Below are 21,195 nucleotides of genomic sequence, written 5' to 3' on the forward strand. Positions count from 1 at the left end.
TCAACCCTCCCGGATCGAGGCGAGTTGCACGGGGTCGGCGTTGCCGCCGGAGACGATCGCGACGACGCGCAGGGGGTTCTCCCCATCGCGCCCTTCCAATAGCTCCGCGGGAATGCCGGCCAGCAGCACGAAGCCCACCGCCGCCGCGCCCGCGGGCTCGACGGTCAAGCCCGCTTCGCGCACGAGCCGCTTCTGGGCCGCGAGGATCTCCTCGTCGGTCAGGTCCGCCATGGCGGTGACGTGCTCCTGCGCGATGGCGCGGGGCAGCTCGCCGGCGTTGGGCGAGGTCAGGCCTTGGATCACCGAGCCGGTGGTGTCCAGTTGCACCGGGTGGCCGGCGTCGAGGGCGGCGGCCATGGTCGCGGCAGCGGCCGGCTCGACGCCGATCACCCACCGCTTCGGTCCACCGCGCGCGGCGTCGCCGGCGAAGGCCAGGGCGCAGCCGGCGAGCAGTCCGCCGCCGCCCACGGGCGAGACGAGCAGCTCGCACTCGGGCCATTGCTCGAGCACCTCCAGCGCCACCGTGCCCTGGCCTTCGAGGGTCCCCAGGGCGTCGTAGGGCGGCACGTAGTGCGCTCCCGCCGCCGCCAGCTCCGCGCGCACGGCCTCGGCCGCCACGCGGCCCTCGGCCAGGACCACCTCGGCCCCCTCGGCGCGCACGGCCTCGATCTTGTTCGGGTAGGCGTCCGCGGGCATCACGATCGTGGCCTTGATGCCCGCGCGCTTCGCGGCCCAGGCCAGGGCCCGGCCGTGGTTGCCGGAGCTGCAGGTCACCACGCCGGCCGCGCGCGCCGCGTCGTCGAGCAGGGCGATCTGGTTCAGGGCCCCGCGCGCCTTGAAGGCGCCGGTGACCTGCTCGCACTCGAGCTTCAGCCGCAGCTCGACCCGCACGTCGCCGCTGTCGAAGGGCACCAGGGGCGTGGTCTCGATCGTCCCCGCGAGGCGCGCGGCCGCCGCCCGCACCCCCAGGTCGAGGTCGGTCCCGGTCAGGCCCATGGCCTCCAGGTCGGTTGCGGGGCTCGTGGTTCGTTGGCTCATCGCTGGGCGTGTCGTCACGGACGGTGTCGGTCGGGCTCGGCGGCGCGTTACCCTCTCGGGTCCGAAGGGGCGGTCAGATCCATGCGCGGACGGGTGATCATAGTCGAGGACGAGAGCGACATCGCGGAGCTGGTGTCGTTGCACCTGGCCCGTGAGGGCTGGACGCCCACGATCCACAGCGACGGTACCGCTGGACTCGAGGCGATCCGCGCCGAGCCGCCGGCCCTGGTGATCCTGGACCTGATGCTGCCCGGCCGCGACGGCTTCGAGATCTGCCGCGAAATGCGGCGGGACGCGGAGCTGGAGCACGTGCCGATCCTGATGCTCTCCGCCCGCGGCGAGGAGACCGACAAGGTCGCAGGGCTCGAGCTCGGCGCCGACGACTACATGGAGAAGCCCTTCGCGCCGCGCGAGCTGGTGGCGCGGGCCAAGCGCCTGGTGGCGCGCGCCGCGCCGCGCGAGAAGGCCGGCGAGCAGATCGTCGCCGGCCCGATCACGATCGACCTCGAGCGCCACGAGATCCACGTGGAGGGCGAGCTGATCGGCGTCACGCGCACCGAATTCCGCATCCTCGAGCTGCTCTGCAAACGCCCCGGCCGCGTGCGCGATCGCGGCGAGATCCTCGAGTTCGTGTCCGAGGGCTCGGCCCTCGAGCGCACCGTCGACGTCCACATCGCCAGCCTGCGTCGCAAGCTGGGCGAGACCGGAGCCCTGGTCGAGACCGTGCGCGGCGTGGGCTACCGCATCAACCTGTGAGACTCGGCCATGCCTTCCTTCCTCGCTGATCCGGTCTGGCGCCAAGCTGCCCTCGCGGGCATGGGTGCGGCGCTGCTCGGCATCCTGGCCGCGCCCCTGGGGTCGGTCGCGGCGACGATCGCGGTGATCGTGGCCGGAGTGGTGCTGGCCAACTGGCTGGCCGCCGCGCTGGAGCCGATCCGCGCCGAGGTTCTGAGCCAAGGCGCGGCGCGCGATCCCCATCCCCGCCGCATGAACCTGCGGCGCCTCGCCGCGCACCTGGCCGACTCTCACGAACGCGAGGCTGGAGTGCAGGCGGACCTGCGCCAGGAGCGCGCCGACCTCGCCGCGCTCCTGCGCGGGACCACCGACGGCATCCTGGTGCTCGACGGCGAGCAGCGCGCGGTGCTGATCAACGAGGCCGCGCACCGCATCCTGGGCTCGCCGCCCGACGCCTTGGGTCGCAAGCTGCAGGAGCTCGTGCGCAGCGTCGAGCTGTACGAACTCGTCGACGGCTTGGCCGTGGAAGGCGCCCTGCCGGGGCCGGTGCGGATCTCGCTGACGCGCGGCGACACGCGGCGCTCGGTGCGCGTCACCGGCGCGCGCTTGGTCAGTCCCAACGGCCTGCGCTACCTGCTCGTGTTGCACGACATGACCGACCTGCAGCACCTGGAGCGCATCCGCACGGACTTCGTCACCAACGTGACCCACGAGATGCGTTCGCCCCTGTCGGCGATCCTGGGCTTCGCGGAGACCCTGGTGGACGACGCGGAGAACCTGAACGAGGAGGTCGTCGACGCGGCCGAGCGCATCCAGCGCAACGCGCGCCGGCTGGACGACATCGTGCGCGACCTGGTGCAGCTCTCGCGCCTCGAGCACGCGGTGGCGCCGGAGCCCCAGCCGACCGACCTGCGCGCGCTGGTCGCGGAGATCGTCGCCCGCTACCAGGACGCGATGCTGGCCAAGTCCCAGGACCTCCAGGTGCGGTTGGACGACCTCCCCGAGCGCCTCGAGGTCGACCCCCAGCTCGTGCGCCAAGCGCTGATGAACCTGGTCGAGAACGCGATCAAGTACACGGGCGACAGCGGCCATATCACCATCGCCGGCGAGGTCACGGCGGATCGCCTGCGCCTGTCCGTCGCCGACACGGGGCCCGGCATCCCGCTCGAGCACCAGGCGCGCATCTTCGAGCGCTTCTACCGCGTCGACACCGCGCGCTCGCGCCTGGTCGGCGGCACCGGCCTGGGGCTGGCGATCGTGAAGCACTCGGCGGCGCTGCACGGCGGCTCGGTGCACCTGGAGAGCCGCATGGGTCGCGGCAGTCGCTTCGAGCTGGTCCTGCCCCTGCCGCCCGAAGGCAGCCTGGGGCGGTGAGCGCTCCGCTGCCCTTCACGGGGCCCTACCTCCTGGCGCCCATGCAGGGCGTGACCGAGGCCTGCTTCCGCGACCTGGTCCTCGATCGCAACCCGCCCGAGCTCTTGGGCGGGGCGTTCACGGAGTTCGCGCGCGTCGTGGACCAGCCGATGCAGGAGCGGATCCTGCGCGCGCACCTGGGCCCACGCCGCCACACCGCGCCGGTCGGTCTGCAACTGATGGGCGCCGACCTGCCGAGCCTGGCGGCCACGACTCGCCGCGCGCTCGAGGTCGGCGCGCCCCTGGTCGACCTCAACTTCGGTTGCCCGTCGAAGGGCGCCCTGCGCGGCTGCGCCGGCTCCGCGCTGCTGGAGGATCCTCGGGCCCTGGAGTTGGTCGTGCGGGTCTGCGTCGATGCTGCCCGGGAGCACGCCGAGGCCGCGGGGCTGGACCGGCCCCTGCCGGTGACGGCCAAGATCCGCGCCGGCGGCGAGGACGACACGCTGCTCGAGGACCTGGCGGGCGCGGCCGAAGCCGGGGGAGCGACCCTGCTCACGGTCCACTGCCGCACGCGCGCCGAGGCCTACCGCGACACGGCGGACTGGGAGCGTCTGCGGCGCGCCGTCGGGGCGGTCTCGATCCCGGTCTGCGGCAACGGCGGGGTCTGGGGGCATGCGGATCTCTCGCGCCTGCTCGTGGAGACCGGTTGCACCTACGCCATGGTCGGCCGCGCCGCGCTCGCGGACCCCTGGGTCTTCGCCGGGGTCGAGGTCGACCGCGCGCGGGCGGCCGCCTTCCTGATCGAGTACGCCGCGCTACTGGCGGCCAGCGGCACCGCGAAGACGCCCAAGGGCGTCTGTGGGCGCTTGAAGCAGCTCCTGGTGCATTGGACCGCGGGCGACCTCGTGGGCGACGAGCGCACCGAATGGCTGCGGATCGTGGAGCTGGACGAGATGCTCGGCCGCCTGGAGGCCGCCGCGCAGGGGGCCGTCGCCGGCGCTGGCGAGCCAGTCTGAGGCCACGGCCGCGCGCCAGGCGTGGGCGCGGTGGCGGTCGAGAGCCCCTTAACCTCGGCGCTGCGCGGCACGCGACCCTATACTCCCGCCCCCTTGCGGCTCCTTCGCGCCGCCCAGCCCATGTCCAACTGGTCCTCCACCAAGAGCGAACGGCTCTACAACGTGCCCCAATGGGGCGGCGGGTACTTCCGCATCGCCGCCGACGGCAACGTCATCGCCCTCCCCGACGGCGGCGCGCGAGTCGATGAACCGCCGCCCGATGGCGGCATCGACCTGCACGACCTGGTCGGGCAGCTCAAACGCCGTGGCGTCGAGTTGCCGATCCTGCTGCGCTTCGACGGCATCCTGCGCGCGCGCGTGCGAGAGTTGTGGGCCGCGTTCGACCGGGCGCGCGAGGAGTACGAGTACGAAGCGCCCTTCCGCGGGGTGTTCCCGATCAAGGTCAACCAGCAGCGACACGTGGTCGAGGCGATGCTGGAGGAGGGCCGCGAGCAGGACATGGGACTGGAGGTCGGCAGCAAGCCCGAGCTGCTCGCCGTGCTGGCCCTGTTGGCCACGCGCAAGGCCCTGGTGATCTGCAACGGTTACAAGGATCGCGACTACATAGAGACCGCTCTTCTTGCCAGCAAGCTGGGGCTCGAGCCGGTGGTCGTGATCGAGAAGCTGAGCGAGATCGACACGATCCTCGACGCCTCAGACCGCCTCGGCATCCGTCCGCGCATCGGAGTCCGAAGCCGCCTCTCGTCGGTCGGCTCGGGGCGTTGGAAGGACTCCGCCGGGGACCGCTCGAAGTTCGGGCTGACCACGCGCCAGATCGTGATCGTGGTCGAGCGCCTGGCCGAGCGTGACATGCTCGACTGCCTGGTCCTCTTGCACTTCCACATCGGCAGCCAGATCACCAACATCCGCTCGGTCAAGACCGCCCTGCACGAGGCCACGCGACTGTTCACCGGCCTGCGCGAGATGGGCGCGGCGATGGAGTACTTCGACGTGGGCGGGGGCCTGGGAATCGACTACGACGGCTCCAGCACCAACTTCGACTCATCGGTCAACTACTCCATCCAAGAGTACGCCAACGACGTCGTCTACATCATCGGCGAGGCCTGCAGAGAGGCCGAGATCGAGCCGCCGACGATCGTCTCCGAGTCCGGGCGCGCCCTGACCGCGCACCACGCGGTGCTGGTCACCGAGGTGCTCGGCGTCAGCGACTTCTCCTCGGTCGGGATCCCCTCCGAGGCGCTCGAAGACGAGCCGCCGGTGATCCACGAGTTCGCCGAGGTCTGCGCCGCGGTCAGCGCGAAGAATTACCAGGAGTCCTACCACGACGCGATCGCCCTGCGGGAGCAGGGGCTGACCCTGTTCAACGTGGGCCAGCTCAGCCTGCCGGACCGCGCGCGGCTGGAGGAGTTCTACTGGCGCACCTGCGAGAAGATCCTGCGGATCACGCGGCAGCTCGACTACGTGCCCGACGACCTGGCCGGTCTCGAGCGGCAGATGGCCGACACGTACTTCCTGAACTTCTCGCTGTTCCAGTCCTGCCCCGACTCCTGGGCCATCGGGCAGTTGTTCCCGGTGATGCCGATCCACCGTCTGAACGAGCAGCCCACCCGGCGCGCGATCCTGGCCGACATCACCTGCGACTCGGACGGCAAGATCGATCGCTTCATCGACCTGCGCGACGTCAAGCGCACGCTCGAGCTGCACGCCCACGTGCCCGGTGAGCCCTACCTGATGGGCCTGTTCCTGATCGGCGCCTACCAGGAGATCCTGGGCGACATCCACAACCTGTTCGGCGACACCAACGCCGTCCACGTGGATCTCGACGAGAACCGTCGGGTCCAGATCAAGCACGTGGTCCGTGGGGACCGCGTCCAAGACGTCCTGGGCTACGTGGCCTACGACGAGCGCAACCTGCTCGCGCAGCTCCGCCGCAGCATCGAATCGGCCATCGGGGAGGACCGCCTCACCTTCGAGGAGTCCGCCCTCCTGCTCAAGCGCTATGAGCAGGGCCTCGCCGGCTACACCTACTTGAGGAACGAACCCTGACCACCCTGCACGTTCACGCCGGCGCCGAGGTGTCGGTGAACATCGCGATCTGCGACGAGCACGGCAAGACGCTCGAGCAAACCGAGGAAGGCCGCCCGCTGGTCTACAACCACGGTGACGGCGAGCTGCCCCCCGGCGTGGAGGCGGCCCTCGAGGGCGCGACCGTCGGCACCAAGCTGGACCTGATGCTCGAGGTCGAGGAGGCCTTCGGCCCCCACGATCCGGCCGAGGTCATCGCCATCCCGCGCGCGGAGCTGCCGGAGGACCTGGAGGTCGAGCCCGGCGACTGGCTGCCCCTGACGCTCGAGCCCGAGGACGGAGACGACGGCGAAGAAGAGGAGGTCGAGGTGATCGTGGTGGCCGTCGACGACGACGCCGTGACGATCGACCTGAACCACCCCTACGCCGGCCAGCGCCTGCGGTTCCAGGTCGAGGTCCTGGCGATCGAGCCGGCGCAGGACTGAGCCCTGGGGTAGCCGTTCGTACGGTGCCCGTTCGTACTGTGCCCGTTCGTACTGTGCCCGTTCGTACTGTGCCCGTTCGTACTGTGCCCGTTCGTACTGTGCCCGTTCGTACGGTGCCAGGCACAAGACCGCCACCTGAACCGAGAGCACCCACCGGCGCTTCGCGCCAGTGGGTGCTCTCGGTTCAGGCGGCGGTCTTGTGCCTGGCACAGTACGAACGGCTACGCCAGGGGCGCTCGCGCCGTGCCCGGCTTGCCCGGCAGGTTCAGCCAGCGCCAGACCAAGGCGCGGAACAGGTAGATCAACGGCGTGTCGAGCAGGGCCAACAGCACCTTGCAGAGGTACACCGCGATGATCACCTCGACGATTTGCTGCGGGGCCATCTTCAGACCCCAGTACAGGAAGATCCCGTTGACGATGATCGTGTCGACCAGCTGACTGACGATCGTCGAGCCGTTGTTGCGGACCCACATGTGCCCGCCGCCGGTCAGCTTCCACCAGAAGTGGTACAGGCGCACGTCGAACAGTTGGGCCACCAAGTAGGCCGTCATCGACGCGAACAGGAGCACCCCGGGGTAGTAGAAGCTCACCTCGAAGGCGGTCTGCATCGAGATGCCCTCATAGCCCTGCGGCGCGGTCCAGAAGGTGCTCGGCGGCAGGACCTTCGCGACCTGCACCAGCAGCAACATCACGCCGCTCATCATGAAGCCCAGCACGACCATCAGGTCCGCCCGGCGCCGGCCCCAGATCTCGCTGACCAGGTCCGTGAGCAGGAACGTGAAGGGGTAGGCGATGATGCCCGAGGTCAAGGTCACCGGCCCCGCGCCCGGCATCCAGGCGGGGCGCCCGTCGGGGAAGATCTGGAACAGCTTGACCCCGATCACGTTGGTCAGCACCAGCACCACGCAGAAGGTCGCCGCGCATAAGGTGTAGGCGGCGTCGCGGCGCGGAACTGCGGGGAGGGCGTCGCCGGGGGAAGCGACGGAGGGGGCGGGATTGGTCATCGATTGGGCCATGGCCTGCCCCCTGGGCCACGAGCGGGGCTCCGTCCAGGGGTGCCGAAGGATAGACTCTCCGCCCCCCCACGGACGACACGACCATGAACGCCACCCTCCACGCCCTGGCGGCGATGAGCGACGACCGCTTCCTCGCCATCTACGAATCCCTGCTCAACGAGGGCTTCGGTCCCCTGGACGGCGAGGTCGCCAAGGCCCTCAAGTTCCGGCCCCACGCGATCAAGAAGCTGCCGTTGGCGCAGCGCTCCAAACACGCCAAGCGGCTGATCGAGCGCGCCAACAACGTCGAGTTGGCCTACGAGCTGCTGGGTGGCTACCTGATGGACAAGTCGCCCGACCTCGTGACGGACTTCCTCGACGCCACCGGGGTCGAGCACGACCAGGGCATGATCGAGAACACCGGCGAGCAAGTCCCCGACGCCGCCAAGATCCCCGCCGCGGTCGAGCAACTCGACGGCAAGTACGACCCCCAGGACGTGAGCCTCTACCTGGCCCTGTCCACCATCACCTGGCCCCAGGTCGAAGCCTTCCAGACCCTGTGGGAATCGCGCGCCGGCGCGGCGAGCTGAGCCCCGCCGGGGGCCGCGGTCACCGATGGGATCGCGGGGAGCGGGGACCAGTGATCGATGCAGGCCACTGTCCTGGATCAGAAATTCGGCGTCACTTCCCGGGCTGCGATCGCCGCTGGCGTCGCCAGCGCCTCCTCCGAGTATCGCAGCGGATACGCGTCGTCGGCGCGCCTAGCCAGCATCGATCGGACCTCCGGGCAGTGACGCCGAATTTCTGATCCAGGACACTACGGCCGCTCCGGCGGAGCGGTCCGGCAGGCCCGAGCACTGTAGGTCTTGTAGCGCTGGGCGCCGTCGTAGCTGGCGTAGGTGCGAACGGCGACCGGGCTGTAGGGGTTGGTCAGGGAGGGCGCCGTGAAGTACTCCGCACCACCTCGAAAGCCGATCCCGGGTGCGCTCGTCGTGCCCTTGGGCCAGTCGGGATTCGTGGCGTCGCCGGTGACCGGGTCCAGGAGCCCGTCGCCGTGGGTGCCCCGAAACGACCGACCAACCGGGTGACCGGCACTGACGACCCGCTCCCACAGGCTCCCCGACAGGTCCCACACCGACCAGTAGGACAGGCCGAGCGCCTCGCGACGGCCTTCGCCATCGGCGTCGACGGCCGTCAGGTCGCGCGTCCTCTCTACCCTCCGGCGCAGCCCTTCGACGCTGTCGGTGCCCCAGGGGAAGTCGAGCGCGACCGAGCGGTGGGGCCCGCGCGCCGCCTTCTCGAACTCCAGCTCCGTCATGGGTCGCAGCCCGAGGAAGTCGAACAGCGCGCAGCTGTCGTCCCAGGTGACGAAGTTGCACGGCCGCGCCGGCGCACGGGCGACGAAGACGCCCTCGACCTCGACGATCGATGCCGTCTCGCGATCCTCGGCCTCGGCCGGCAGACGGTCGGGCCGGCGCCGCTCGCGCAGCGCCTGCGGCAAGGCGTTCAGGAAGCGCGCGTAGGTGCCCTGGGTCAGCTCGCGCTCCATCACGTAGAAGGCGCGCGTGCCCTTCGGGAAGGCCGCCGGGATCGGGCCCTCGCCATCGCCGCGGTACTGTGGTCGATCGCCGGGGTCGCTGGTCAGCGCGCCGGCACCCGTCCCGACCGGGAGCGCGGCCTCCGACTCGACGGTGAAGGGGCCCGCGGCACCGCTCTCGCCGTCAGCGGCGTAGAAGGCACCCAGGGCGCGAGCCTCAGGGGCGTCGTCGCCCAGCTCGAAGGGGCCGGCGGGCACACGGACCATCTCCATGGCCCACACCGTCGGCAGCTCGTCGGACTCTCCCGCGAGACGCAGGCTCAGCTCGAAGTCGAAGTCGCCGCGGCCCTCGCCCGCGAGCTGCAGGAAGGCGCCCACCCCGTCCTCGGCGACGATCAACTCGCCGCCGCCCTCGACCTCGTGCCCCCCTGGCGCCAGCAGCAGCGGACGGTCGGGCGCAGCTCGACCCGAGCGGAGCACCAGCCAGACCGCGTCGTGGTTCCTGGCGTTGCGGAACGCATCGGTCCAGCGCAGCTCGAGCTCGACCCTGTCGCTGTCGCCGGGCTGGGTCGCCGGGACCAGACCGACCGCGGAGACGGACACGTCCGCGCCGGCGGGCGCACCGGTCGCGCCCACGGCCAACGAGAGCCCGATCAATGCCCGCCCCGCGTTCATCTCACTTCTTCACCCGTTCGACGAAATGCCCGTCGCGGGTGTCGACGCGGATCTGCTCGCCCATCTCGATGTAGGAGGGCACCTGGACTTCGATCCCGGTCTCGACCACGGCCTTCTTGAGTTGGGCCTGGGCGGTGGCGCCCTTGATCGTCGGGTCGCACTCGATGACCGTCAGGTCGACCGTGTTGGGCAGTTCGATGGACACGATCGCGCCCTCGACCAGCATGGCGCGGATGCCCTCGAGGCCGTCCTTGAGGTAGCCCGCCAGGTCGCCGAGCGCCTCGCGCGACAGGGCGAACTGCTCGAAGGACTCGCCGTCCATGAAGTGGTAGTCGGTCCCGTCGCTGTAAAGGAACGACGAGGGGCGCCGCTCCATGTCCACGGGCTCGTACTTGCCGCCGGAGCGGACCGACTCGCTGATCAGTTGACCGCTGAGCAGGTTGCGGAACTTCGTCTTGGCGATGGTGGCCCCGCCGCGCGCCGTCGGAGTGGAGAAGGTCACTTCGACGATGGTCATGGGCGCATCCTTGTAGCGGATGCAAATGCCCTTCTTGAACTCGGAGACTTCGATCACGGCTGGAGGGGTGTGAGGGGTCAGGGGGCCAGCACGGCGGCGGTCTGATCGAGCGCAGCGACGGCTTGGGGGGAGGGAGGAGGGAAGGGCACGTCGTGGATCGAGTCGCTCGGGATCAGGTGCACGTGGACGTGGGGCACTTCCCAACCGACCACGTAGACCAGAATGCGCTTGGAACCGAGGGCCGCCTGCAACTTGGCCGCGACCTCGCGCACCGCTTCCCAGAGGGCGGCGTGCTCGTCGGCCGGCAGATCGAAGATGTAGTCGGTCGCGCGCTTGGGGATCACGAGGGTGTGCCCCACCGCGCGCGGCTGGATGTCGAGGAAGGCGAGATGCGTGTCGCTCTCCCACACCCGGTGGGAGGGGATTTCGCCAGCGACGATCTTCTCGAAGAGGGTGGTCATGGGGGCCCCGGGCCGGATCGACGGATTCGCGGGCGCGCATCATGGCCGCCGGCTCGCGCGCGGTCGAGGGCGCCGAACCGGGAGGTTTCCGGCGCGGACGTCCAGGTTCAACATGGAGCCCGGTCGGAGACGCGGCCCGCCAATCCCACGCAGCGCTCCGGCCCGCCCCCAAAGGAGGCCCCGATGCTCTCACTCGCCGCCGCGCTCGCCCTGGCCCCGACCCTGGCCCAGCTGTCCCCGCCCGAGCTGACCTGCTCCGCTCCCTGGCTGGGCGAGGCGCTCTGGGTCCGCCTGGACGGACTCCAGGTCGGGCAGCCCGCCACCATCTGGGCCGCGGCCCGGTCCGCTTCGGTCCCGACGCCGATCGGCACTTTGGAGCTCGACCTCGCGACGGCGCTGCCCCTGGTCACCGCCTATCCCCGGGGCGACGGCGGGTTCGAGGTGCCCTTCCTGCTGCCTCCGGATCCCGCGCTGGCCGAGGCCGAGTTGCACCTGCAGGCCCTGGCCCTGTCGACCCAGGTTGCCGAGGGCGCGCTGCTCTCGGAGGCCGTCCACCTGCGCCTGCTCGGCAGCCGCGTGGTGGTGGAGCAGGTTCGCCGTCTCGAGTTCGGCGGCCCCACCGAAAGGCGCCTCTCCGTGCGCTCGGCGGTGGATCTCCAGCCGACCTTCGAGCTGCCGATCGCGGGCACGCCGGTGATGGACCGTGGCCTGCACCTGTCCCCCGACGCACGCTTCGCCGCCTTCCGCTACGGCGACACCAAGGGGCACCCCGGGTACTACCCGGACTCGGGTGGCGTCGTGCGCTTCGACCACATGTTCGGCGCTTCGATGGCCGAGGACCCGCTGATGACCCGGGGCGAGTGGGTCGAGGCCCCCTGGGGCGAGGCGTGGCTGGTCTACGGCAACGACCCAGCGATCGGCGTGGGCTGGGACCTGTTCTCGCTGCCCTACGACCCGGCCCTGCCCCCGACGCCCCTGGGGATCGGCGGCGGCATCGGACCGATGGTGGCCGACCTGGCCGACGACGCGGCCTGGATCCCCGACACCCCGGCGGCCTCGGGCGCTCCGCGCATGAAGCGCGTCTCGCTCACGACTGGCGCGACCCTGACCAGCGTGGTCGCGGGTTCGCCCAATCAGACGGTGCTGGAGTGGGCGACCCAGGACGGCCAACGCCTGTTCGTGGCCTCGACGGCCGGCGTCTCCATGCCCGGCGAAGTCCACGGCGAGCTGGCCTGGGTCGACTGGGCCAGCTCGACCGCGCCCACCGGCGTGCTCGTCCTGGGCGACCAGGAGACCCGCTACGACGGACGGCTGTCGCTGACCGGCGACCTGCTCTTCTGGGGTTGGGGCAACCCCGGCTTCCCGGCCATCTTCCTGAACGGGTACCTACTGGACACGGCCAGCCCCAGCCTGCCCCTGGACGTGTCCAGTCAGCTGTACCTGCCGAACTCCCCCACCACCGTCGCCGACCTGGGCGCCACCGTCTGGCTGTTCGACGCTTGCTGCGACGACCCGCCCGACGGCGACGGCCCCGCGACCCTGTGGCTTCTGAACCCGCTGACGGGGACACTCATTCCGCCCGGGGGCCAGCCGTTCTCGATCTACACAGTCCAGAGCGGCACGTACGGCCAGTACGTGTCGATGGCGGCGATCGACGACTTCACCGGCGTGGAGCTGATCTTCGGCGGCTCGTCCCTGGCGTACATCCCCTTCAGCTTCGTGCCCGAAAACATCCTGCGCTACGACCCGTTCACGGGGGCCAAGCAGGAGGTCTCGACGGAGCTGTGGGCGAACCTCTGGATGGGTTCGGTCTCGGCGCCCTGAGGCGCGCGGGGTCGGGAGCGGCAGCCGGGCTCGGTCAGTCGCGACGAGCGCGTGGCACCGGTTGGCAGCGTCGGCACAGGTGCGTGCCGCGCTGGCCGACGACGATCTTCTCGATCGTGCGGCCGCAGGTCCTGCAGGGCAGCCCGTCGCGGCCGTAGACCAGGAACTGGTGCTGGTAGGAGCCCGGCTGGCCCTCGGGCGTCCGGTAGAAGGCGTCGAACGAGGACCCCTCCCGTTCGATGGCCTCGGCCAGGGTGGCGCGGATCTCACCGTGGAGCTGGGCCGCCTTGGCGCGCGGGACGCGGTCCGAGCGGCGCAGGGGGTGCAGCCCCGAGCGGTGCAGGGCCTCGTCCACGTAGATGTTCCCCAGCCCGGCGAGGAAAGACTGGTCCAGGAGCAGGGGCTTCAGCATCCGCCGGCGGCGGCGCAGCTCGGCGGCGAACCAGTCGACCGTGAACTCGTCTCCCATGGGTTCGGGACCCAGGGGCGCGAGCACGTCGGCGGGCTCCGCGCCCCAGACCAGCCGCCCGAACTTGCGCACGTCGATGAAGTGGAAGACGCGGCCATCGTCCAGGGGCAGGGCCACCTGGCCGTGGGCTCCCGCGTCCCAGGCCGGGTCTTCCACGTGCATGCGCCCGGTCATGCGGAGGTGGCCGACGATGCAACCGGCGGGTGCGCCCGCGCGCTCGAGGTCGAAGATCAGGTACTTGGCGCGGCGCCAGACGCGGGCGACGGTCGCGCCGGCCACCCGGCGACGAAAACGCGCCACGTCGCCGCCGACGGTCGGCTTCCAACGCACCCGCGCGCCCTCGATCCGACGCCCCTCGAGCTTGGGGCGGATCAGGCGCGCGACGGTTTCGACTTCGGGGAGTTCGGGCACGGTGGCGTTGGGAGAGGACGTGCGACGCCGACCGCCCCCGGTGGGGCGAATGATCCCGCCACCGTACGTCCCGCCGCCGCACGTCCACGAGGACACCTCGCCGCGTGGGCTCAAGGCTGGTAGAGGCCCATCACCGCGCCCGCCGGGTCGCGGATCACGGCGTACCGCGCCTCGCCCATCGACTTGGGCCCGACCACCAACTCGCCGCCCCGCTCCTTGCAGGCGGCCAGGCTCGCGTCGAGGTCCGGAATGATCGTGTACAGGATCCACTGGGCCGGCATGCCCGCATTCGCCCCCTGGGCGTGACACACCCCGGCGGTCGGGTTGCCGGCCGAGTCGTTCATGTTGAAGTCCGAGTAGTCCTCCACCGGGACCGCCTCCGGGCTCCAACCGAGAACGGCCGCGTAGAAGTCTCGCACGGCCTCGGTCTGCTCCGGCGGAACAGTGAGGTCGTGCCAACCGATGGTGCCCATCACCGGGCCTTGCGAGTCGCTCATGCCGGTACGTTACCCTCCGGCGTGCTCGCAGATCTCGCACCGCTCGCAAGCTGGCTCTTCGGAGCCGCCGTGACCGTCTTCAGCGGGCTCACAGCCCTGCACGCCCTGTTCCGCAAGCGCTCGCCCCGCAACGCGTCGGCCTGGGTCGGGATCTGCATCGTGTTCCCCCTCTTCGGGGCGCTGACCTACTGGCTCCTGGCCCAGAACCGGATCTTCTACCGGGCCAAGCGGCTGCGCAGGCGCTGGCCCAGCCGCGCGACCCTCGACGCGAGCGTCGCCGCGGAGCGTGGCGACCTCGAGGCCGTGGCGCGCTCGGACGAGGAGCTGAGCCAGATGGCCGAGATCGAGCGGGTCGGCAACGCGGCCACGGGCATGCCCCTGGTGCCGGGCAACCGCGTCACTCCGCTCGAGAACGGAGAGGCCTGCTATACGCGGATGATCGAGCGCATCGACGCCGCGCGCGAGAGCATCTTCCTCGAGACCTACCTCTTCGACGGACCGCGCGTGGAAGCACAGTTCGGCGCCGCCCTCTCGCGCGCCGCCGAGCGAGGCGTGGACGTGCGCGTGCTGCTCGATGGACTCGGCGCCCTGGTCGACAAGGGCACGACGCGCAAGCTGCTGATCTCCCGCGGCGTGCGCGTCGAGTCGTTCCTGCAGCCGTCGTTCACCGGTCGGGGCTTGCACCTGAACCTGCGCAACCACCGCAAGATCCTCACCATCGACGGCGAGTTCGGCTTCACCGGCGGGATGAACCTGCGCGACGTGAACCTGAAGTCCGGCGACGACGACGGTTGGCGCGTGCGCGACCTGCACTTCGAGCTGGAGGGACAGATCGTGCGCGGCCTGGAGGACGTGTTCCTGGAGGATTGGCAGTTCGCCACCGGCGAGGAGCAACCGCTGCGCCGCCGCCCCGAGGCCGCCCCCGCCGGCCGGGCCCTGTGCCGCGCCGTGCCCGACGGCCCCAACGAGGACTTCGAGTCCTTCAAGTGGATCCTGATCGGCGCCATCGGCTCGGCGCGCACGCGGGTGCGTCTGGTGTCGCCCTACTTCATCCCCACCGAGGACCTGGAGACGGCCCTGGTCGCCGCCAGTCTGCGGGGCGTCGAGGTCCAGGTCCTGATCCCCGAGACGGTCGACCACAAGGTGACCCAGTGGGCCACGCGCGCGATGGTCTGGCAGATGCTGCAGCGTGGGGTCGAGGTGCGCCTGCAGCCCGGACCCTTCGCGCACACCAAGCTGGTGTTGATCGACGAGATCGTCTCGATCGTCGGTAGCGCCAACATGGACCCGCGCAGCCTGCGCCTGAACTTCGAGTTCAACCTGGTCGTCCACGATGCCGAACTGGCCGGCCAGTTGAACGCCCTGTTCGAGCGCGACTGGGAGCCGGCCGAGCCCCTGACCCTGTCCGAGTTGACCGAGGCCCCCTTCTGGAAGCGCTTCAGGGACAACGTCGCCCGCCTGGGCGCGCCCTATCTCTGACGGGCGGCCCCGTCGCCGCTACACTCGCGCCCCCCCTGCGACTCGCGCAACGTCCCAGTCCCTCCCCGATCCCAACGATGGCCAACTACCGCACCGCGCCGGCTTCGATCACCGGCATGCCGAAGGGCATCCCGTACATCCTCGGCAACGAACTCGCCGAGCGATTCAGCTTCTACGGGATGAAGGCCATCCTGACGGTCTACATGACCAAGCACCTCATGGATGCGGCCGGCCAGCCGGACTTCATGGGGGACGAGGAAGCCAAGAGCGTCTACCACCTGTTCACGGCCGCGGCCTACTTCTTCCCGATCCTCGGGTCGCTGCTGGCCGACGTGCTGCTCGGCAAGTACCGCACGATCCTGGTGCTCTCGCTCGGCTACTGCATCGGCCACGCCTTCCTGGCCATGGGCGACACGGGCGCGGGCGCCGCGCTGCTCAGTCCACGGGGCTGGCTGTTCCTCGGCATGGCCTTCATCGCCGTCGGTGCCGGGGGCATCAAGCCCTGCGTGTCGGCGCACCTCGGTGACCAGTTCGGTCCCAAGAACAGCGGGCTGATCTCCAAGGTCTTCGCCTGGTGGTACTTCTCGATCAACGTGGGTGCGGCGACCAGCACGCTGCTCACGCCCTGGCTGCTCGAGAACAAGGGCGCCTGGGCCGCCTTCGGCCTGCCTGGCGTTTTGATGGCCCTGGCGACGCTGACCTTCTGGATCGGTCGCAACAAGTTCGTCCACATCCAGCCCGCCGGCTGGAAGAAGTTCAAGGAGGAGTCCTTCAGCCCCGACGGCCTGCGGTCGCTCAAGAACCTGACGCCCCTGTTCCTGATCTTCATCCCGATGTTCTGGGCGATCTTCGACCAGACCGGGTCGGCCTGGGTCATCCAAGCCGAGTACATGGATCGCCACTTCCTCGGGGTCGAGTGGCTGGAGAGTCAGATCCAAGCAGCGAACCCGATCATGATCCTGCTGCTGATCCCGACCTTCACCTATGCCATCTATCCGGCGATGGGGCGCTTCTTCGAGCCCACGCCCCTGCGTCGCATCGGCATTGGCCTGTTCCTGACCGCCGCGGCCTTCGGCCTGACGGGAATGCTCCAGGCGCAGATCGACGCGGGCGGCGAGCCCAACATCGGCTGGCAGCTCGTGGCCTATCTGCTCTTGACCTCGGGCGAGGTTCTGGTCTCGATCACCAGCCTCGAGTTCGCCTACACCCAGGCGCCGCGCAAGATGAAGTCCTTCATCATGGGCGTGTACTTCCTGGGGGTCTCCTTCGGCAACCTGTTCACCTCCGGCGTGAACCAGCTGATGACCGGTGACGATCCGATGCTGACCCTGGACGGCGCGGACTACTACTGGTTCTTCACCGGCCTGATGCTCGTCGTGGCCGTCATCTACGTGGTCTTCGCCAAGACCTACAAGGGCTCGACCTTCGTGCAGGAAGCCATGACCCCCCTGGAGGCGGGTGAGACCGAGGGCGACCTGAAGGAGTAGCGCCACTTGCGGCGATGGCGCGGCCCGGGGCCCCTGGTACTCAGGTGGCCTCGGGCCGCACGCCGTTCGGGGGCGGCCCGTCGTTGCCGTCGCTGGACACGGCCTCGGGCAGGAGCCGCTCGGTCGCGAGCAGCAGCAGCGGCATGGCGACGGCCCACACGACCGTGATCGCGATCAGGCTCGCCGCCATATCGTCGCCGAATTGCAGCGCACCCAGGCGTACGCCGGCGAAGTAGGTGGTCGGTCCACCGAGCGCTCCGAAGAGCAGCCCCACGATGTAGCGGCGCCGCATCCAGCCCAGGGCGTGGCCCAGGCTCGGCGCGAAATTGGCCCACAGGGCCACCATCCACAGGGGCAGGGGGCCGACGAAGGGTGCGTCGGTGGCGTCGAACCGCAACAGGCCCCCGGCCGCGAGGCCGCCGTCGAGCACCAGCCCGAGCAGGGCGGCGAACAGCACAAGGCCCAGCTCGCCACGGCGGCGCGTGAAGGCCAGGTGCACCACGATCAGTGCCGCGACCACCGCGGGCCCGAGCAGCGGGCGCTCCTGCGCCGCGCCCAGCACGCAGGCCCACCAGCCGAGCTGGAAGGCCAGGAAGTTCGCCAGCTTGCCGAAGGTCGCCATCTACGGCCGCGCTACCGAGGCGGTGCGGATCGGAGGACGGCGGTCCAGGGGCTTGGCGAAGACCAGTTGCACGTCCTGGATCACGCGCTCCATGAAGCCGCCCTGGGAGTAGGCCAGGTACCACTGCCACAGGCGTTGGAACTCGTCGTCGTAGCCGAGCTCGCGCAGGCCATCCGCGTGCGCGGCGAAGTTCGCGCGCCAGTCGGCGAGGGTCCGCGCGTAGTGCGGCGTGAGGTCTTCGAGGTGCGCGAGCCGTAGATCCGAGGAACTCGCCATGGCGTCGACCAGGGCCGTCACCGAGGGAATGCAGCAGCCCGGGAAGATGTGACGCTTGATGAAGTCGACCTCGCGTCGGGCCTGGTCGTAGAGCTGGTCGGCGATCGTGATCGCCTGGACCAGGGCCAGGCCGTCGGGGGCGAGCAGGCGCGAGATGGCGCCCAGGTAGGTCGGGTACTGGTCGGCGCCGATGGCCTCGACCATCTCGATCGAGACCAGCTTGGTGTAGGTCCCGGAGAGGTCGCGGTAGTCCTCGAGCAGCACCTCGACCCGATCGGTCAGGCCCGCGCGGCGCATGCGCTCGGTGGCGTGGTCGAACTGGGCCTTGGAGATGGTCGTGGTGGTGACGCGACAACCGTAGCGGGCGGCGGCGTGCTCCGCGAAGCCGCCCCAACCGGTGCCGATCTCGACCACGTGATCCTCCGGCCCCAGGTCGAGCTTGCGGCAGATCGCGTCGAGCTTCTCGACCGAGGCCTCGTAGAGGGTCGACTCGGGATAGCGGTAGATGCCCGACGAGTACATCAGCGTCGGGTCGAGCATGCGCTCGTAGAGGGCGTTGCCCAGGTCGTAGTGGGCGGCGATGTTGGCCCGCGCGCCGTCGCGGTGGTTGCGGTTGGCCGCGTGGATCAGACGCAGCAGGGGCATCGAGAATCGCGCCAGGCCGCCCTCCAAGCCTTCGAGGGCCTGGCGGTTGCGCGCGAAGATGCGAACCAGGCCGACCAGGTCCTCGCAGCGCCAGTGACCGCGCCCGTAGGCCTCGCCCACGCCGACGGAGCCGCGCAGGGCCACCGCCCAGTAGAAGTCAGGGTCGAGCACCTCGACCCGCACCCGCGGTGCGTCGTCGCTGATCGAGCCGAACAGCCGCACGCCGAGGGCGTCGACCAGCTCGACCTGGCCCCAGGTGAGGGCTTCCAAGCGGCCCACGACCGCGCGGCGCAACAAGGCCGTCAGCCCCTTCGATCGAGCCAACTCGCCGGCCGCAGTTGCAGCGGCCGGCTCGTCCGCGATCGGCACAGGCCTCGCGACCGGGCGCACGGGGGTCGAGCCGTGGCGGCGACGGGTGAGGTCCGTGGTCGTGGGGCGGGGCATCGGGGATCGGATGGGTTCTGGTGGTGTCTGGCTCCGACCCCGACCGCTCACGTGGTGGAGCCGGGTCGTCCGCGCTCCGGGGTCTTCGTCCGCTTCGACGGATGGATGTAGGTCGGCGTGCGCCGCAGCCACAACCTCAGAGCTTGAAAGTAGATAGCGCCGTGGACCTGGACCGAGGCCAGGGGCTGTCGGGCCAGGAAGGCACGGAAAGCCGCCGGCGTCAGCTCGCGGCGGCGGGCCGTCAGGGTTGCGTCGAAGAGCTTCTCGCCGTCCGCGATCCAGTCCTTGCCGCCCCCGCGCTGCACGTCGTCCATGTGGACCGCCAGGTGGTCGCCGGGGAGCCCGAAAGACCAGCGGTAGTCCACGTCCAGGTCCACGAAGGGCGAGACGTGGAAGTCCTTCGGGAAGGTGAAGCGCGCCGGGCCCCCGCGACCCCCACCGGCGGCGCGGGCGTCGAGCACGTAGGCGCGCCGCTCGCCCCAGGGCGTGTTGGTGATCTCGGCCACGACCGCGTCCAGGCCCTCGGCGCCGGGCTCGAAGCAGTAGTAGAAGCTGACCGGGTTGAAGCAGCGGCCCATGACCGCCGGCTGGGTCAACAGGCGCACCGGCCCGGCGGGCCGGCGGCCGAGCTGCGCCTCGACGGTGTCGCCGAGCGCCTCGCGCAGGTCCCGGCGCGGATCGCCGTGGTAGTCGCGCCGACGGAAGGAGATCAGGTTGGGCCGCTCGACCGACAGGAGCCGCGAGCGCCCGCCGACCTCTTCCAGCTCGTCCAGGTCGAGGTAGAGGTAGGTGATCGCGTACTGGAAAGCGTGGGGCCGCGGCGCGAAGCGGCGGTGGCGCACCGTGCCGCGGTAGACGCAGCTCGCGAGCTCTGCCTGGACGGCGCCGCTCACCCCAGCTCCTCGCCGAAGGCCCGGCCCACGCGCAGGGCACTGCGCACGCCGTCCTCGTGGAAGCCGTGGAACCAGTAGGCGCCGCAGTACCAGGTGCGCCGCGGGCCGCTGACCTCGTCCCAGCGCCCCTGGGCCTGGACCCCGGCGTGGGTGTAGACCGGGTGGTGGTACTCGATGCGCCGCAGCACGCGGGCGGGGTCGATGTGCTCGTCCCGGTTGAGCGTGACCAGGAAGTCCTCGGGCGCGTCCAGGGACTGGAGCCGGTTCATCCAGTAGCTCACCGCCACCGGGGCGTCGCTGTGGCCCACCCCCCGATCGGTCAGGTGGTAGTTCCACGCCGCCCAGGCCAATCGCTTGCGCGGGATGATCGAGCTGTCGGTGTGCAGGATCGCCTCGTTGCGCTGGTACGGAATCGCGCCGAGTACCTGACGCTCCGCCTCGCTCGGGTCCGCCAACAGGGCCAGGGCCTGGTCCGAGTGGCAGGCGATCACGACGCCGTCGAAGCGCTCCCACTCCCCGCCGCGCGGCTTCACGTCCACGCCCTCCGCGTCGCGTCGCACGGCCTCGACCGGGGTCGACAGGCGCAGGCCGTCGCGGAAGGGGCGTGAGATCGGCTCCAGGTAGCTGCTGCTGCCGCCACAGACCACGCGCCACACGGGCCGGTCGTCGACGTTCAGGAACCCGTGGTTGGCGAAGAAGCGCACGAAGTAGCGCGCCGGGAAGGCCAGCATCTGCGAGCGGCTGGCGGACCAGATCGCCGCGCCCATGGGCAGGATGTAGTCCCGCACGAAGGGCTCGCGGTAGCCGCCGCGCTCCAGGTACTCGCCCAGGGTCGGCCCGGGCCCGGTGGCGACCGTGTCGGGTCCGTCCAAGAGCGCCGGCGCTTCGCGGCCGAAGCGCAGGATCTCCCGCACCATGCCGATGAAGCTGGGCCGGAAGAGGTTCGTCCGCTGGGCGAACAGGGCGTTCAGGCTGGTGCCGTTGTACTCGAGGCCGGTGAGCTCGTTCCTCACCGAGAAGCTCATGTCGCTGGGCTTCCAGGCCACCTCGAGCAGCTCGAGCAGGCGGATGAAGTTCGGGTAGGTCCAGTCGTTGTAGACGATGAACCCCGTGTCGACGGGCCAGGTCGCCCCGCCCAGCTCCACCTCGACCGTGTTGGTGTGCCCCCCGAGCCGGTCCGCGGCCTCGAACACGGTCACGCTATGGCGGCGCGCCAGGAGGTGCGCCGCCAGGAGACCCGAGATGCCCGTGCCGATGATCGCCAGGCGCTGGCCCGGCCGATGGAGTTCAGGCACCTCGGAGCCGTCTCCC

Annotated in this window: 20 protein-coding genes; 9 read left to right on the plus strand and 11 right to left on the minus strand. The window is 70.4% G+C overall.

All coding sequences use genetic code 11. The features are described 5' to 3' along the window. Complete coding sequence (locus Pla133_RS22145; protein WP_145069352.1) at positions 1-1,038, minus strand: threonine ammonia-lyase; 1,038 nt, start codon at positions 1,036-1,038, stop codon at positions 1-3. A 93-nt stretch (positions 1,039-1,131) separates the two neighbouring features. Here Pla133_RS22145 and Pla133_RS22150 point away from each other — a divergent pair, with 93 nt between their 5' ends. From Pla133_RS22150 to Pla133_RS22170, 5 genes are all read left to right on the plus strand, one after another. Further along, complete coding sequence (locus Pla133_RS22150; RefSeq protein WP_419191843.1) at positions 1,132-1,794, plus strand: response regulator transcription factor; 663 nt, start codon at positions 1,132-1,134, stop codon at positions 1,792-1,794. A 9-nt stretch (positions 1,795-1,803) separates the two neighbouring features. Further along, a complete protein-coding gene (locus Pla133_RS22155; RefSeq protein ID WP_145069356.1) occupies positions 1,804-3,147 on the plus strand; it encodes a sensor histidine kinase in 1,344 nt (447 codons plus the stop codon). Continuing rightward, positions 3,144-4,142: a tRNA-dihydrouridine synthase family protein gene (locus Pla133_RS22160; protein WP_145069358.1), complete on the plus strand. Its 999-nt coding sequence runs from the start codon at positions 3,144-3,146 to the stop codon at positions 4,140-4,142. The genes Pla133_RS22155 and Pla133_RS22160 overlap by 4 nt, the downstream gene beginning before the upstream one ends. Positions 4,143-4,235: 93 nt before the next feature. Next, positions 4,236-6,188: a biosynthetic arginine decarboxylase gene (gene speA, locus Pla133_RS22165; protein WP_419191844.1), complete on the plus strand. Its 1,953-nt coding sequence runs from the start codon at positions 4,236-4,238 to the stop codon at positions 6,186-6,188. A 5-nt stretch (positions 6,189-6,193) separates the two neighbouring features. Further along, the gene (locus tag Pla133_RS22170) at positions 6,194-6,652 is read left to right on the plus strand and encodes an FKBP-type peptidyl-prolyl cis-trans isomerase (RefSeq protein ID WP_419192459.1); all 459 of its coding nucleotides are present in this window, start codon (positions 6,194-6,196) and stop codon (positions 6,650-6,652) included. A gap of 221 nt (positions 6,653-6,873) precedes the next feature. Here the strand turns inward: Pla133_RS22170 and Pla133_RS22175 are convergent, their stop codons facing one another. Further along, a complete protein-coding gene (locus Pla133_RS22175; protein WP_419191845.1) occupies positions 6,874-7,656 on the minus strand; it encodes a queuosine precursor transporter in 783 nt (260 codons plus the stop codon). A 95-nt stretch (positions 7,657-7,751) separates the two neighbouring features. Between Pla133_RS22175 and Pla133_RS22180 the strand changes: the two genes are divergently transcribed. Continuing rightward, positions 7,752-8,237: a hypothetical protein gene (locus Pla133_RS22180; protein WP_145069364.1), complete on the plus strand. Its 486-nt coding sequence runs from the start codon at positions 7,752-7,754 to the stop codon at positions 8,235-8,237. A gap of 227 nt (positions 8,238-8,464) precedes the next feature. Here Pla133_RS22180 and Pla133_RS22185 read toward each other — a convergent pair whose 3' ends face one another. From Pla133_RS22185 to Pla133_RS22195, 3 genes are read right to left on the minus strand one after another with little or no spacing between them, the layout of a single operon-like run. Beyond that, a complete protein-coding gene (locus Pla133_RS22185) occupies positions 8,465-9,859 on the minus strand; it encodes an SUMF1/EgtB/PvdO family nonheme iron enzyme (RefSeq protein WP_145069366.1) in 1,395 nt (464 codons plus the stop codon). 1 nt (position 9,860) lies between these two features. Continuing rightward, positions 9,861-10,433, minus strand: a complete 573-nt coding sequence (gene efp, locus Pla133_RS22190; protein ID WP_419191846.1) for an elongation factor P — start codon at positions 10,431-10,433, stop codon at positions 9,861-9,863. A gap of 20 nt (positions 10,434-10,453) precedes the next feature. Next, positions 10,454-10,837 (minus strand): HIT family protein, encoded by a 384-nt coding sequence (locus Pla133_RS22195; RefSeq protein WP_145069370.1) that lies wholly within the window; start codon positions 10,835-10,837, stop codon positions 10,454-10,456. 183 nt (positions 10,838-11,020) lie between these two features. On the opposite strand from Pla133_RS22195, the gene Pla133_RS22200 reads away from it, so the two are divergent. Then, a complete protein-coding gene (locus tag Pla133_RS22200) occupies positions 11,021-12,661 on the plus strand; it encodes a hypothetical protein (RefSeq protein WP_145069372.1) in 1,641 nt (546 codons plus the stop codon). Between the two features lie 34 nt (positions 12,662-12,695). On the opposite strand, the gene mutM is transcribed toward Pla133_RS22200, so the two are convergent. Then, positions 12,696-13,541 (minus strand): bifunctional DNA-formamidopyrimidine glycosylase/DNA-(apurinic or apyrimidinic site) lyase, encoded by an 846-nt coding sequence (mutM, locus tag Pla133_RS22205; protein WP_145069374.1) that lies wholly within the window; start codon positions 13,539-13,541, stop codon positions 12,696-12,698. A gap of 110 nt (positions 13,542-13,651) precedes the next feature. Continuing rightward, on the minus strand, positions 13,652-14,038 hold the full coding sequence (locus Pla133_RS22210) for a VOC family protein (protein ID WP_419191847.1): 387 nt from the start codon (positions 14,036-14,038) through the stop codon (positions 13,652-13,654). 21 nt (positions 14,039-14,059) lie between these two features. On the opposite strand from Pla133_RS22210, the gene cls reads away from it, so the two are divergent. Both cls and Pla133_RS22220 read left to right on the plus strand, forming a co-directional pair. Then, positions 14,060-15,517 (plus strand): cardiolipin synthase, encoded by a 1,458-nt coding sequence (cls, locus tag Pla133_RS22215; RefSeq protein WP_419191848.1) that lies wholly within the window; start codon positions 14,060-14,062, stop codon positions 15,515-15,517. 77 nt (positions 15,518-15,594) lie between these two features. Next, the gene (locus tag Pla133_RS22220) at positions 15,595-17,004 is read left to right on the plus strand and encodes a POT family MFS transporter (RefSeq protein ID WP_145069381.1); all 1,410 of its coding nucleotides are present in this window, start codon (positions 15,595-15,597) and stop codon (positions 17,002-17,004) included. A 40-nt stretch (positions 17,005-17,044) separates the two neighbouring features. Here the strand turns inward: Pla133_RS22220 and Pla133_RS22225 are convergent, their stop codons facing one another. The 4 genes from Pla133_RS22225 to Pla133_RS22240 are packed head-to-tail and all read right to left on the minus strand — an operon-like array spanning position 17,045 to position 21,179. Next, a complete protein-coding gene (locus tag Pla133_RS22225; RefSeq protein ID WP_145069383.1) occupies positions 17,045-17,626 on the minus strand; it encodes a DUF2878 domain-containing protein in 582 nt (193 codons plus the stop codon). Then, positions 17,627-18,991, minus strand: coding sequence for an SAM-dependent methyltransferase (locus Pla133_RS22230; protein ID WP_145069385.1), 1,365 nt, complete (start codon positions 18,989-18,991; stop codon positions 17,627-17,629). It abuts the gene before it with no gap. A 47-nt stretch (positions 18,992-19,038) separates the two neighbouring features. Next, positions 19,039-19,884, minus strand: coding sequence for a DUF1365 domain-containing protein (locus Pla133_RS22235; RefSeq protein WP_145069387.1), 846 nt, complete (start codon positions 19,882-19,884; stop codon positions 19,039-19,041). Continuing rightward, positions 19,881-21,179: an NAD(P)/FAD-dependent oxidoreductase gene (locus Pla133_RS22240; protein WP_145069389.1), complete on the minus strand. Its 1,299-nt coding sequence runs from the start codon at positions 21,177-21,179 to the stop codon at positions 19,881-19,883. The genes Pla133_RS22235 and Pla133_RS22240 overlap by 4 nt, the downstream gene beginning before the upstream one ends. Positions 21,180-21,195 lie beyond the last annotated feature (16 nt).

This window comes from Engelhardtia mirabilis (genome assembly GCF_007748095.1).
Taxonomy (GTDB): domain Bacteria; phylum Planctomycetota; class UBA1135; order UBA1135.